The organism is Variovorax raffinosi, assembly GCF_051216615.1.
Taxonomy (GTDB): domain Bacteria; phylum Pseudomonadota; class Gammaproteobacteria; order Burkholderiales; family Burkholderiaceae_C; genus Variovorax.
In genome coordinates this window covers 278,023-291,013 of sequence record NZ_JBPJZR010000005.1, presented here as the reverse complement: position 1 = coordinate 291,013, position 12,991 = coordinate 278,023, and the positions used below count along the sequence as shown (strand labels likewise).

Sequence of the window (12,991 nt, the reverse complement as noted above, 5' to 3'; positions counted from 1 at the left end):
AAGGGTGCTTCAGTAGAGTTCCCTTTTTGGCCCGCGCATTGCGCGGGTCTTTTTTTTGGGCGGTCATTCATTCGCTGAAGATAGTGAATGCGCAGCATCGTCTCGATGGCAAAGGGCGGACGACCCGTCTTGGCCCCTGGGCTGCGCGGCTCAACGATCTGCACCAGCGTGTTCTGTGGAACCACTCGGTTCAGCTCATCGAGGCACTCACGCTTGCGTGTCTTCTTCGTCGACAGGTTCAGGTCCAGTCCGAGCTGGCTCGGTGGCATTACGCGTTTGGCAATCGTGGGTACAGATCGTGCAAGGCTCGGACCGGTTTTGCAGACCATTCCGAGGGTCAGAGATCGACGGAATCCAACAGTCGATACCTTTGGAGGTGTGACATGCGGGCGAAACGTTTGCACTCCGTTGATCAAATGCGAACAGGCAGCGCCATCAAGGCGCGAACCAGATCGGCCTGCCGCTCCACGGCCGCTTTTCGCAGGACATGCTGAAGGTGCGTGCGCACAGTCGACAGCTCGGTGCCCGTGCGCTGGGCAATCTGCTTGAGATTTGCACCTTCGGTGATTGCGATCGCGATCCGGGCTTCGGCTGGCGTGAAGTCGAAGCATTCCGTCAGCACAAGCAAGTCCCGTCCCGGTCGTGTTTCTTGGGGATCGTGCAGGATGACCAGCGCGCGGGCGCCGCGGCCGAATGCGGCCATGGTGCGCTCCGACTGAATCGCGCTGATGAGCGCAAGGTACGAGCCGCCGTTGCTCCCACGCAGGCGCACTGCTCGCCGGCTGGGTGTTGTTTGGGGCGTATCGTTGAGCGCCTGAAGTTCGTAGATAGCCTCCGTCAGCGCTGCATCCCCTGCCTTGTCGTGACAGGCCAAAAGACCCGCGCGGTTGCCCACCACGACACCGGCCTGCAACATCGCCGTCCCCCGAGCATTGCTGTGCCAGATGCCTCGCGTTTCATCCACCAGCAGCATGGGGTAATTCAGCTGTCCCAGAAGCTCACGGGCCATGCCGAGTTCGGCGAAAGTCTCGCGCGAATGCACCAGGTTCTTCATCGCTGCGGAAAAGTGATGCCGAAGCTGATCGGCCACACTCTGCTCTTGGCGTGTCAGCGGCGGGCTGCCGTGGCCTCGCATCAAGGCCAACATGAACACAACTTCGTCGTTGTCGATGAGATTGGTCGCCGAGGCATAGCGTCCCCCATGGGGAATCAGGAACTCCTGGTAGAACGGGTCTCGTGCGACGAATGAATCATCGAAGTGCTCATGGCAATGGAACCACTGGCCCAACGGTGTGCGAGCGGCCAAACCCACTCGCGGATCGATGGCGTGGTAGCAGCGAAAGTAATCGAGTCCCGTCTGCGGAGTCGACTTGCCTCCGTGCACGCTGAACATCAGATGGCCATTTTTCTTGTCGATGCCCAACACCTGCACTGTCCAAAGGTCGAGGAACTCGGCGACGTGCGTCAACGTGGTGGTCCAGTCACTTCGCCCGCTGGCCGCGGCATACAAGCTGGAGATGAGCGCGTCGAACGTCATGTGACACGCGTCGGCAGATTCAGCAATAGGAGGATCAGGTCCGATTGCCGGCTCACAACGGTTTTTTCCATCACCCGCTGAATGTGTGTGCGCACGGTGGGCAATGCCGCGCCACTGCGTTGAGCGATCTCTTTGGCGTTGGCGCCGTCGGCGATCTGGACTGCGATGCGGGCCTCTGCGGGTGTGAGATCGAAGCATTCGGCAACGATGAAGGGGTCCAGGGTGCTTCGACCTTGTGCTGGATCGTGCAGCACGATCAGCGCACGCGAAGCCCGACCGAAGGCGCCCATGGTCTGCTCGGGCCGCACTGCACTGATGAAGGCGAGGCAGGGCACACCCTCTGTGGAATGCAACTTCAATACTTGCCGAGCGGGTTGAGCCGACCCAGCCGGTGTGGTGAACGCCAATGCATGCAGCGCGCGCGTCAACGCTTCGTTGTCTTCCTTGCGCCGGCACGTCAGAAAGCCTGCCTGCGCTTTGAGAAGGTCGCCCTGAGCCAGGACCTTTGCTGCGGCTGCATTGTGGTGCCACAGGCCCCGAAGCTCATCCACCAGCAGCATGGGGTAGTCAAACTGACTGAGCAGGTCTTTGGCCATGTCCAGTTCGGCATAGGTGCTGCGCAGGTGCACCATGTTGCGAAAAGCCTCACCGAGGTGATGCTTGAACTGATTCATGAACGGAAGTTTGACCGGGTCGAGCGGCGGCGCGTTGTGCGCCCGCACCATGGCAAGCATGAACTGCATGTTGTCCACTTCCAGCACCTTGGCGCCTGCCATGGCGCCCCCACCATGGGGAATCAGAAACTCCTGGTAGAAGCGGCTGCTCTGCACAAATGCGGCGTCGTGGTGCTGGTGACTCAACATCCAGTTGTCGGACGGCGTGGCCAGTATGGCGGGAATGCGCGGATCAATGGTGTTGTAGAAGCGCACGTAGTCCAGTGAAGACGCCGGTGTACCGCCAGGTCCACCGTAGCCCGTGAAAAGCAGGGTGCCTGTTCTCATATCGAGCATGGCGATCTGTACCAGCCAGAGGTCCAGATAGGTGGCCAGGCTCCCCAACACGGCCCCCCATTCAGCGCGGCCATGGGCGGCCGTATACAGGCCCGAGATCAACGTATTGACGTCCATGGAGTCGCGCGGCAAAACTGCGGGCTCTTGATCAAGCATGTAGGAATTTTGTACCAAAGCACTCGAAGTCTGCATCCCTTATTCCAAGGTGGCACGATCAATTTCCGTCATCAAGATTGATGATGGACGTTGGTGGCGACAACTGTTAAGCCTTGTGCCCGAACGAGATCCTTTCCAACATGACCACCTCCGATACACCCCTGTCCAGCCACGCCGTCGAAAGAGTGATCTCCAATATCTACGCCGCCGTCGCCGGACGGTTGCCATGGCAGCAACCACTTGACGAGTTGGCCGTCCTGCTTGGTTTGTGGGCGGCGCAGATCATCGGCATCGACAAGCACAACGGCGGGTTGATATTCACCGAGGAAGGGGGCCCGGGCCGATCATCGGCTGCGCTGGACTATTTGCGGTTCTTTCATACCAGCAACCCCCGTATCGCGCCGACCTTGGCCACGCCCATGGGAGACTGGATGCACTGCCACGAGCACTTCGATGAGGCATACGTCGAGCAGAGCGCCTTCTACCAGGAGTTTCTGATCCCCCATGGCGGGCGCTACCTGTCGGCCACCAAGCTGATCGAGGGTGATGATTTCATTTTCTTGTTTGGCGTCTTGCGTGGACGCGGCGGCAGGCCGATCGGTCCGGAAGACATTCCGCTGCTGCAGCAGATCAAGCATCACCTGACAGAGGCATTCCGAGATTTTTCCTATCTGCGCGAAACCTTTGTGGAGCTGGGCATGGCGCGCCAACTGCTCGCGCGGTTTGACTACCCGATGCTGGTCGTCGACCAGGCGTGCGGTATCTGGCACCGCAATGAGAGCGCCGAGCGCCTGATGAAAGGCAGTGATGTCGTCTTCGAGAGCGCCGGGGTGCTGGCCTTCCGCGACGACCGGGCCAGTACCGCGTTGACACTGGCCATACGCAACCTCGGACTCTTCGAAGGCGCCAAAGCTGCAACGGTTGCTGCGAGGAGATCAGTGGCAGTGATACCGCGACGTGCAGGCGTGCCTCTGCTGGCCCTGGTCAGTGCACTGCGCCCCTCGGAATCCATGCAGATGTTCGGTTCGGCGCCGCGGGTGCTGGTGATCCTGCACGACCCTGCCACTGCACACCCAACCTTCGATCCCCAGATCATTTCGGAGTGCTACGACCTGACGCCCGCGGAGGCACGTGTTTCCATCCAGGTTGCCGAGGGGGCTAGCGCCAAAGAGATTGCGTCTCGAACCGGTGTGGCCCTGTCGACGATACGCACGCACATTCAGCGAGCCATGCTGAAATTGGGCGTGACGAGGCAAAGCGATCTCATCCGCGCCTTCGTTGCGATTCCTGCGCTCAAGGGCGCTCCTGTCGAGCTGCGCGAATGAGCAATCCTCGGGATGCAGAAGTTTGCACATAGCCGTTCCCCGAGTCCATACATCATCTTGATGACGCCTGCGCACCGATTCTTCTGAACACTGCATGGCGGCGCAAACACGCCGTTCAGAAACATCGTTCATTTGCGTGAGGAGTCAAAAAAATGTCGAAGTCGAAGATGAAGCGACAGCTGTCGTGCATTGCCGGGGTCGCGTTGCTGGCCTTGGCCGGTTGCGGCGGAGGGGGAGGTGGGGGTGGAGGTGGGGCGTTCCTTCCTCCGGTGGGAACTGTGGACCCCCCGCAGACGCCAGTGGCGTCCACCACTTTGTCCGGGGTCGCTGCCACCGGGGCACCTTTCGCCGGCGCAGCCGTCAGCGTGACCGATGCCACAGGTGCCACTGTCTGCGAGACGCAGACCAATGCGCAAGGGGCCTACAGTTGCACGTTGCCCGCCGGCACCAAGGCCCCGCTGGCCATCCGAGCTTCGCGCGAAGACCAGGTCTTCTACAGCGCTGCCGCCGGCGCTGCCGATATTGCCAACGTCACGCCGCTGACCACGGTCGTGGTGGCGCGGATTTCGCCCAACGGAAATCCTGCCAGCCTGGCGGGCGCATTGCAAAGCAACCCAGAGACTGTCACGGCCGATACGCTCTCGCGACAGGTGGCGGCGCTGAATGCCGCGCTGCGACCGGTGCTCGATGCGCTGGGACTGCCCGCAGCGAACCTGCTGTCCGAAGCCATGGTGGCCGATGGCACCGGCCAGGACAAGCTGTTGGATTCGTTGAGCGTCACTACCCGTCCGGATGGAAAAGCCGCCAACATAGAAATCACAGTCAAGACCGCCGACGGCACACCGGTGTCCATCCGCTTTCGCAGCGACGAGGCCAGCATTCCGGCAGTCGATTCCTCTGTGAAGGTGGCCGACGTGCCCGCACCGAACGTGGTCAGTGACCTGTTCAAACGCCTCGCCGACTGCTACGCGTTGCCGTTGACCCAGCGGGTCAGCGGTGCCAGCAATGACTCCGACGCCGCCGTCGGCGGCCCGGCAGAGGTGATCGCGGATGTATGCCGCGGACTCTTCCTCGGCGATGACCCTGCCACGTTCTACAGCAACGGGGCCACCGTGGGCCGCTCGAGCGCCAACAGAGGTGCCTTCGCGAGCCTGTTCCGTGGTGGTGCCACCGGGCTTCAGTGGGACCAAGGCAACGTGGAGTTCTTCCGCGGCAACGGCGACATGGTGCTGAGCTATCGAACGAAGGATGCCCAAGGCAACACGACTTTCGAGACGCTGGGCGCGCGCAAGGTTGACGGAAAGCTCAAGCTGGTGGGCAATGGGTATGCCTACCAGGCCATTGTTCAACCCTATGAGCAATTGCGGGATCTGCTCAACACGCCGGCGTTCAGCAACTATGGCACTGGCTATGACGTCACGATTCCCAACCTCACCGACAACAACGGCCATCCGATCTTCCAGAAGGCCGTTGTCACCGCCCCCTGGGGAACGCAACTGACCTTCCTGCCCAGTGTCGGCTACTCCTCGCTGAGATTCGGCAAGCCGAACGGGACGGTCACAGGCAGTTCGGTGTACCGGTTGAGGGGTGAATACGAGAGCACAAGCACTGCGGGAAATCCGGCGGAAAAGGAAAGCTCCCTCACGTACGCCGAGCCTCAGTACACCGACACGCAAATCGCGGGACTGATCAACCAAGGCGTTTGGAGCATCGAGTTCTTCCACGCGGACACGACCAAGTCCAACGTGACGCAGACCACCCGGACCCTCTCGCGCGCGCTGACGGTCGGTGAATTGCGGCAGCGGCCCCTGGCACGCCTGTCGGACGGCATGCGCAACTTCCTGAAGACGGGTTCAGCCAACGGCTACCTCCTGGTGGACACGCCGACCTGGTTCAATTTCAGCACCCAGCCCGACGGACAGGATGGGTGGATCGTGCCAGACGGCGCGTTGCAGCCAACCCTGCTCTCGGTGTATGGCAACGCGCCCTATGGCAGCAGCACTGCAGGTCAGAACGGGGCGGGCTTCAACGATACGACCACCTTTCCAAGCAGCGCCCGCAAGGCTGTCGTCTACTGCTCTGCGCAGACGGCATCTGACAAACACTGCGACAGTGCCGATCCCACAAGGTACGCGAAGAATTCGACCCTCAATGCCTTCCAGCTGCTGGCCACGAATCAGAGGCAGATGGTGTTCAGCACGACGGTCGGGGTGTACAAGTTGCAATAGCGTTGCCATCGCGCTGCGCCAGCCTGGTCCATCGGGTCAGGCTGGCGGCCGGCAGACCCATCTCAATTGCGACAGCTGAAACGGCGCGAGGTCGGAACCCTTCAAGACAAATCCAGCGAGCACCTGCAAGCCCCCAACATTCCTCGCGACGGTGCCACGGCAACGCTCTCAAGGCAAAGGTCCTCGCGGGATGCGCTCACCCGAAATCTACTTCGTCATTCGCAGGAGAAAAACTCCTTGATCAACACGACAGGCAGACAGCTTTCGTCCCGGATCTTTCAGTAGGCCTTAGGGATGATCTGTAGAACGCGATTTGCGATCGCGGCTGAATGAATAGGGTGATGACGAGTCATTGGGATGTTCGGATCGAACAACCTTGGCATCGATTTGTTGCGCGAGACACTCATCATCAGGCTGGTGGTCTCATCAGGGCAGGCGGCACGCGCCATCGCTCAGGCCAGCGAACTTCCGGTACACGGGTACATCGTGCAGCGCCTCTTCCATGGTCTATCACGCCGCAAGCGCAGTGCTGCTCGGGTTGGGGCTCGAACTCTGTTGCAATCTATCGCAACACTCGATGACCGGTTCTGGCCGAAATCCGCGCGCCTTCCGCTACCTCCCGGGTTGCTGCACCAACTGAAGCTCATTGCCCGCCGGATCGCGAAGCGTGGCGAGAATACCGCCCCATCGCTGCAGCTCGGGAAGCCCGCTGAACACGACGCCGAGCGACGAAAGCTCCCTGTACTTCGACTGGATGTCCGTCACATCGAAAGACAGCCCCGTGAAGCGTCCCACCAAGTCCTGGTCCTCTGCCGGAGCGGCCTCGTCGACACGCTCGACCACCAGGCTCATCGGTCCTGCGTCGAATACGCAAAAACCCTGTTCGCGTCCGTCGGCCTTCAGTGGCAGGCCAAGTATTTCCTCGTAGAAGCGGGAGGCGTCGACGAGGTCCTGGACGAAGATTCGCGCGGTATGAAGCTCCATGGGTTCTCCTGGCAAGCGTGTGGATCGGGTGCGTCTTCGTATCATGCATGGCGCACCGCACCAAGGTCGGCATTCAACCCGGGGCCCAGTCGAATGCCAACCCAACGGGCTCCAGCATCATGACGGGATTGCGACGTTGAATATGGAAAAAGTCTCCCAAACGATTGAAGCAAAAGTGCGCGAGATTTTCTCTCTCGAAGATGCCGCGGTGGCGCTCGCAGCGCTTTCAGCAATGGAGATACCCCTCTCCAACAGCGAGTGGTCAACGACTCGCGACAGGGTGCAAGCCGCAATTCTTGTGCTGTCCAACTCCCGGATCGACAGGCTTCTGAAAGAGGTCTCCGCCTCCCAGGTGGACTGGCGAGATACCTTGATGGGGGCGGGTCTTGCGGGAAGCGACTGGCCTTTGATTGCCAAGAAGCTGGGCTTTGAAATCGCCTAAACGACGAGCCGCGCCGGACGCCACATCAAGAAATATCGGTCGAGCGAGTCAGCCCTTCATGCTGTGTCAGGCTCGCCTGCATCGCATCGAGCTTCGCTCGCACGAGCCCGAGCGCGTCGCTGCCGATCAGCAGATGTTCCGGCGGCTGCGGCATGTCCACCAGGGTGAGGATCGCCGCCGCGGCCTTGTCCGGATCGCCGAGCTGCTTGCCGCTCTTGTTCATGCGCGATTGCCGAACCGGATCGAACACGCTGTCGTAGTCGCTGATGGAACGCGCGCTGCGCACCATCGAACGGCCGGCCCAGTCCGTCCTGAAGGATCCCGGCGCGACAGCCGTGACTGCGATGCCGAGCTCCTTCACCTCTTTGGCCAAGGTCTCGGAGATCCCTTCGAGCGCGAACTTGCTGCCGCAGTAGTAGCTGATGCCGGGCATCGTGATGTAGCCGGCCATCGACGTGATGTTGATGATGTGGCCGCGTCGGCGCTGACGCATGAACGGCAGGAACGCCTTGATGACCGCGACCGCGCCGAAGACGTTGACGTCGAACTGGCGGCGCATGTCATCGAGCGACGATTCCTCCAGGATGCCTTCATGGCCGTAGCCCGCGTTGTTGATCACCACGTCCACCGGCCCGATCTCCGCTTCTACGGCAGCGACGAGTGGTACGACAGCGTCGAACTGCGTCACGTCGAGCAGCCTGACATGGGCCTCTGCGTGAAATTGCCCTTTGAATTCGATCGCCGCTTGCTCGGTGCGAACGGTTCCGACGACGCGGTGGCCAGCTTGTAGAGCAGCGCTCGCAATGGCGCGCCCGAAGCCGCTGCTGACGCCGGTGATGAAGAAAGTCTTGCTGTTTTTCATGCGTCGATTCTGGAATCGAGACGACGTTGAAGCCAGTCGCAGTCCTATGAATTGCTTGCCTATTGCTATGAGCGCTGTCCAACAACAGGTCACTTTTTGCCCGGATTGATGCACAGTCGGCTGAATGAGCAAGCCGCACGCATCAACCATCGACCGCGTCAGCAAGTCCCGCCAGGAGCGTCAGGCCCGCATGGTGGCGCTTCTGAGGCGACTCGCGCCTGAAGAGGGCTATACGCTGACGTCGTTGCCCGACGTGCGTTTCCTGCGCTCCGATCGTCCATTGGCCTCGACCCCTGTGCTCTACGAACCCGGCATCGTCATCGTGTGCCAGGGGCGCAAGCGTGGCCTCTGGGCCAACCAGGTCTATCTCTACGATGCCCAGCACTACCTCGCGGTGTCCGTGCCGGTGCCGTTCACCATGGAGACCGACGCCAGCGCCGACGAGCCTCTGCTCGCGATCTACTTCAGCCTAGACCTTCCCGTCCTTGCCGGTCTTGCGTTGCAGCTCGATGAATTCACCGGGAGTGATGAGAGTGCACAAGCCGCGCCGGTCGGCATGTTCTCCACACCGATGGACGACGCGCTGGCCCAGACCGTCCTTCGATTTCTTGAAGCCATGAGTTCGCCTGTGGAGGCAGTGTTGCTCGGGCCGGCGATCGTGCGCGAGATCTACTTTCGGGTCCTCAGTTCAGAGCAGGGTGCGTCGATGCGCGCGGCGCTCGTCAGCCAGGGGCAGTTCGGAAAGATCGCCAAGGCCGTGCGGCGCATCCACTCCACCTTCAGCGACCGCCTCACCGTCGAGCGCCTGGCTCGCGAGGCGGGCATGAGCATCCCTACGTTTCACGCTCACTTTCGCGCCGTCACCCAGAGTTCTCCGATGCAGTACCTCAAGTCGGTACGCCTTCATCAGGCGCGCCTGATGATGCTGCGAAACGGGAAGACGGCGTCCGCGGCGAGCGTCGAGGTGGGTTATGAAAGCGCGTCGCAGTTCAGCCGCGAGTTCAAGCGCTTCTTCGGTCTCAGTCCGGGCGATGAGGTTGCGCGCCTGAAGTCGAGCTTTGCGATGCCTCCTTTGCCGGGCAAGCAGGGATGGGTGACGTCGCATTGATCGATCGATCGACCGATTGATTGATTGATCGCTTGACGAGGCCAGGTTCGCGCAGCGTGGTCGTTTGTTGTCGAACGACCTCGCCTGATACCCTTCAACCCGCATCCATCAACGCCCAGCCCGAATGACCGATCTCCCCCACAGCCCCGCCGCCGACCGCAACAAGCAGCCCATTCTCGATGCTTTGACCGGCATCCTCGGCAAGAGCGGCACCGCGCTGGAGATCGCATCCGGAACAGGCCAGCACGCCGCGTGGTTCGCAGCGGCAATGCCTCAGTGGATCTGGCAGCCGACCGACGCGGATGCCCGCATGCTTGCTGCGCTCGCAAGGCGGGTCGAAGAAGCCGCGCTGCCCAATCTCCGCCCGCCGCTCCTGCTCGACGTGATGGCCCCTGAATGGCCGTCGCATGGTTCCGAATTCGCGGACAAGGCGGAGAAGTTCGACGCCATCTACTGCGCCAACATGCTGCACATCGCACCGTGGCCCGCATGTGCCGCCCTGATGCAAGGGGCTGCGCGGCATCTTCTTCCCGGCGGGTTGCTGATCACCTACGGGCCTTACTTCGAGGAAGAAGGCCCACCAGTGCCAAGCAACCGGGCGTTCGACGAAGACCTGCGCGCCCGAAATCCCGATTGGGGCATCCGCCGCCTGGAAGATGTGGTGGCGCAGGCGGGGCGCTCAGGCCTCGCGCTGCGCGAGCGGCATGCGATGCCAGCGAACAACCTGCTGCTGGTCTTCGTCCGCGAATAAGCGCGGTCAGTGCTGCGGCACTGCAGTCGTCAGCAGCGCAAGCGCCTTGTTCAGCGTCGAGGTTGAGAACGCCGCGCCTTTGGAATAACCGATCCGCACCACGATGAGGTCGTGCGACGGAATCACGACCACGAACTGCCCGTCGGCGCCGAGCATGTAGTAGGCCGACGTCGGCGCGGCCAGCCCGCCCATTCCGTTGATCCAGAAGAAGCCGCCATAGATCGGGCGCTTGTCCGCGGCCCATGCCGGCGCCACGCTGCTCACGAATTTGACGAAACCCTCGGGAAGAATGCGCTCGCCATTCCACACGCCGTCCTGCAGGTAGAGGTTGCCCAGGCGGGCCCAGTCGCGCGCCGACATGAAGTCGTAGCCCTGCGTGAGGAAGTTGCCGTAGGGGTCGGTCTCGATCACCATGGAGCGGATGCCGATCTTGTCGAAGAGCGCGCGCTGCGGAAACGAGAGGTACTGCTCGCCGCGTTTTTCCACCGCAAGACGAATGAGGTAGTTGGCCAGCACCGGGTCGGTGTTGCGGTAGCGACCCACCGCGCCCGGCGGCCATTGCTGCGGTCGGGTGGCGGCGTAGTTGAACGCGTTGATGCGGCCCGTGTAGAAGTAGATGTGATCGGGGTAGGTGCCGTTGGGGTCGAAGTCCGGATCGTCCGGGGCCTTGATGCGCAGCCCGCTCGACATCTGCATGATGTCCGAGATCTTGATCTTCTGGCGCCCGTCGCCGGCGGTTTGCCACTCGGGAATCGGCGCCTGCTGGTCGAGCGTGTAGACCCCCTGCTTCATCAGGATGCCCATCATCGTGGCCGTGACGCTCTTGCCCATCGACCATGATTCGAGCGGCGTCGTCGGGCCGACCCCGTTCATGTAGCGCTCGCCGACGATGCGGCCCTTGTGCGTGACCACGAAGGCCGATGTGTAGGCCTCGGGCACGCTGAACGCGGCGTCGACGGCCTGGGTGATCTTGGCCATGTCGACACCGGCCGGCGGCGGGTCGCTCGGCAGCACGTCGCCCATGGGCCAGGGCTGGGTGGCGGGGTCGGGCAGGGTGCTCTTGACTTCGACGGGCGTGAAGAGCACGTCGTCCTTGCCGGCCGGCAGCGTGATGCAGCCTTGCGAACCGAAGTAGCGCGCCACCAGCGTCGGGCCGTTGGGGATCGTGATGCGTACTTCCTTCTTCGCACGGTCGACCACGGGCTTGTCCACGTTCTTGCGCTGGGCGTACGGTCCGACGAAGTAGCCGAGGCTTTCTGCTGCAACGTCGGGGTCGACGCCGGTGATGAACACGGCGGAACACATGGACTTGGCAAAGCCGGAGGTGTTGTGCTCCAGCACGTTGCCGGGCGGCGGCACGTAGGGCGTGTCGAGTTCGAGGGCGAGGGCCCGTGCGATGAGGGCGTCGCGTGCCGGTAATTGCGCCGTGGTGGTGGGCGGTGGCGTCACGGGAGCGCCGATGCCGATTCCACCGCCACCTCCTCCGCCCCCACCGCCGCCTCCACCACAGGAGGCCAGCACCGCCGCCAGGCACAGCGCGGCGGCTGTCGTGAGTGAACTGCGGATCGAGCTCTTCATGGGCGGTCCTTGTGATGGGCGGTTGCGGTCGCGAACTTCAACACCGGCGGGATTGTGGGCGAAGACCGCGCCGATGCCTAGCTTTCTTAAAAGTCAGAAGAGCTTCATACCCGGACAGGTCTGCCGTTCAACATACTGCTGCTCCCATCCGCGCTTTGCCATGCAGGCGTCGAACTTCGGCTTCCAGCAGGCCTCGGGCGAGACGATGGCTTGCGCATGGTTGGAGTAACGGGCGCCGGGCGCTTTTTCGCAGGCATCGAAGAGCGACGCGAGTTCCTTCGTGCAGGCCGCGTCCGCGTTTTCCTGGCTTTCTGCCAGCAGCGAAGTCTTGACCCACTGCTGCTGCGAGCTTGTCATGGCGGGGCCCCAGAAGCAGCATCCCGTCATCGTCGCGGTCAGCGCGAGAAGGGCGGTGGCCTTGATCCATGGTGTGGTGTTGAACATTTTTCGAGTTGTTGTGTTGGGGTTGGCACTGGTTCAAGCAAGGGAGGTAGGCGGCATTGTGGCCGCCATCTCGCGGCCGGCATCGTCCACAGCAATTCAGCGTGCAGGGCGACGCTCGCCAGCGCCCGGCCGGCCGAAGTCCCGGCCATCGATCACGATGTTTCAGTTTTGAAACGCCTGCGCCCCGCGATACGGGCTCCGGGGCGTTTAAATTCGGTGCCGGCGCGCTTGTGCGTGCGCCGAACTCTCCCAACCCTTCCATTGAAGAAAGAACCCCTCGTTTTGAACAAGACCGAACTCATCGCCGCCATCGCCACGGACACGAACCTCAGCAAGGCCGACGCAGCCCGCGCGCTCGACTCCGCCATCGAAAACCTGTCGGGCGCCCTGGCGCGTGGCGAAACGGTGCAACTGATCGGCTTCGGCACCTTCACGGTGGCGAGCCGCCCCGAGCGCACGGGCCGCAACCCGTCGACCGGCGAGCCGATGACCATCAAGGCCAGCAAGGCGCCTAAGTTCGCCGCCGGCAAGGCGCTGAAGGACGCGGTCAACGTCGCCTGACGACC

Annotated in this window: 12 protein-coding genes and 1 pseudogene; 6 read left to right on the top strand and 7 right to left on the bottom strand. The window is 62.2% G+C overall.

Going from position 1 to position 12,991, the window contains the following annotated elements; all coding sequences use genetic code 11:
• Nucleotides 1-71: 71 nt before the first annotated feature.
• From ACSFB7_RS17825 to ACSFB7_RS17815, 3 genes and pseudogenes are all read right to left on the bottom strand, one after another.
• Nucleotides 72-269: pseudogene (locus ACSFB7_RS17825) on the bottom strand (transposase); the annotation flags it as partial.
• A 143-nt stretch (nt 270-412) separates the two neighbouring features.
• Nucleotides 413-1,537 carry a helix-turn-helix transcriptional regulator gene (locus tag ACSFB7_RS17820; RefSeq protein ID WP_435472402.1) on the bottom strand — a complete coding sequence of 375 codons (1,125 nt, stop codon included), beginning with the start codon at nt 1,535-1,537 and terminating at the stop codon, nt 413-415.
• Nucleotides 1,534-2,703 (bottom strand): helix-turn-helix transcriptional regulator, encoded by a 1,170-nt coding sequence (locus ACSFB7_RS17815; RefSeq protein ID WP_435472401.1) that lies wholly within the window; start codon nt 2,701-2,703, stop codon nt 1,534-1,536. Before ACSFB7_RS17815 ends, ACSFB7_RS17820 begins: the two co-directional genes overlap by 4 nt.
• A 140-nt stretch (nt 2,704-2,843) precedes the next feature.
• On the opposite strand from ACSFB7_RS17815, the gene ACSFB7_RS17810 reads away from it, so the two are divergent.
• Nucleotides 2,844-4,028 carry a helix-turn-helix transcriptional regulator gene (locus ACSFB7_RS17810; protein WP_435472400.1) on the top strand — a complete coding sequence of 395 codons (1,185 nt, stop codon included), beginning with the start codon at nt 2,844-2,846 and terminating at the stop codon, nt 4,026-4,028.
• Nucleotides 4,029-4,393: 365 nt separating this feature from the next.
• Complete coding sequence (locus ACSFB7_RS17805) at nt 4,394-6,256, top strand: carboxypeptidase regulatory-like domain-containing protein (protein ID WP_435472399.1); 1,863 nt, start codon at nt 4,394-4,396, stop codon at nt 6,254-6,256.
• A gap of 612 nt (nt 6,257-6,868) precedes the next feature.
• On the opposite strand, the gene ACSFB7_RS17800 is transcribed toward ACSFB7_RS17805, so the two are convergent.
• Complete coding sequence (locus ACSFB7_RS17800) at nt 6,869-7,240, bottom strand: VOC family protein (RefSeq protein WP_435472398.1); 372 nt, start codon at nt 7,238-7,240, stop codon at nt 6,869-6,871.
• Between the two features lie 136 nt (nt 7,241-7,376).
• On the opposite strand from ACSFB7_RS17800, the gene ACSFB7_RS17795 reads away from it, so the two are divergent.
• A complete protein-coding gene (locus tag ACSFB7_RS17795; RefSeq protein ID WP_435472397.1) occupies nt 7,377-7,682 on the top strand; it encodes a hypothetical protein in 306 nt (101 codons plus the stop codon).
• A 25-nt stretch (nt 7,683-7,707) separates the two neighbouring features.
• Here ACSFB7_RS17795 and ACSFB7_RS17790 read toward each other — a convergent pair whose 3' ends face one another.
• Nucleotides 7,708-8,544, bottom strand: coding sequence for an oxidoreductase (locus tag ACSFB7_RS17790; RefSeq protein ID WP_435472396.1), 837 nt, complete (start codon nt 8,542-8,544; stop codon nt 7,708-7,710).
• A 124-nt stretch (nt 8,545-8,668) separates the two neighbouring features.
• On the opposite strand from ACSFB7_RS17790, the gene ACSFB7_RS17785 reads away from it, so the two are divergent.
• Together ACSFB7_RS17785 and ACSFB7_RS17780 are read left to right on the top strand one after the other, a co-directional pair.
• Nucleotides 8,669-9,652 (top strand): AraC family transcriptional regulator, encoded by a 984-nt coding sequence (locus tag ACSFB7_RS17785; protein ID WP_435472395.1) that lies wholly within the window; start codon nt 8,669-8,671, stop codon nt 9,650-9,652.
• 124 nt (nt 9,653-9,776) lie between these two features.
• Nucleotides 9,777-10,403 (top strand): DUF938 domain-containing protein, encoded by a 627-nt coding sequence (locus ACSFB7_RS17780; RefSeq protein WP_435472394.1) that lies wholly within the window; start codon nt 9,777-9,779, stop codon nt 10,401-10,403.
• A 6-nt stretch (nt 10,404-10,409) separates the two neighbouring features.
• Here the strand turns inward: ACSFB7_RS17780 and ACSFB7_RS17775 are convergent, their stop codons facing one another.
• Together ACSFB7_RS17775 and ACSFB7_RS17770 are read right to left on the bottom strand one after the other, a co-directional pair.
• Nucleotides 10,410-11,981, bottom strand: coding sequence for a serine hydrolase domain-containing protein (locus tag ACSFB7_RS17775; protein ID WP_435472393.1), 1,572 nt, complete (start codon nt 11,979-11,981; stop codon nt 10,410-10,412).
• Nucleotides 11,982-12,074: 93 nt separating this feature from the next.
• The gene (locus tag ACSFB7_RS17770) at nt 12,075-12,425 is read right to left on the bottom strand and encodes a hypothetical protein (protein ID WP_435472392.1); all 351 of its coding nucleotides are present in this window, start codon (nt 12,423-12,425) and stop codon (nt 12,075-12,077) included.
• A 282-nt stretch (nt 12,426-12,707) separates the two neighbouring features.
• Between ACSFB7_RS17770 and ACSFB7_RS17765 the strand changes: the two genes are divergently transcribed.
• Complete coding sequence (locus ACSFB7_RS17765; RefSeq protein ID WP_435472695.1) at nt 12,708-12,986, top strand: HU family DNA-binding protein; 279 nt, start codon at nt 12,708-12,710, stop codon at nt 12,984-12,986.
• Nucleotides 12,987-12,991 lie beyond the last annotated feature (5 nt).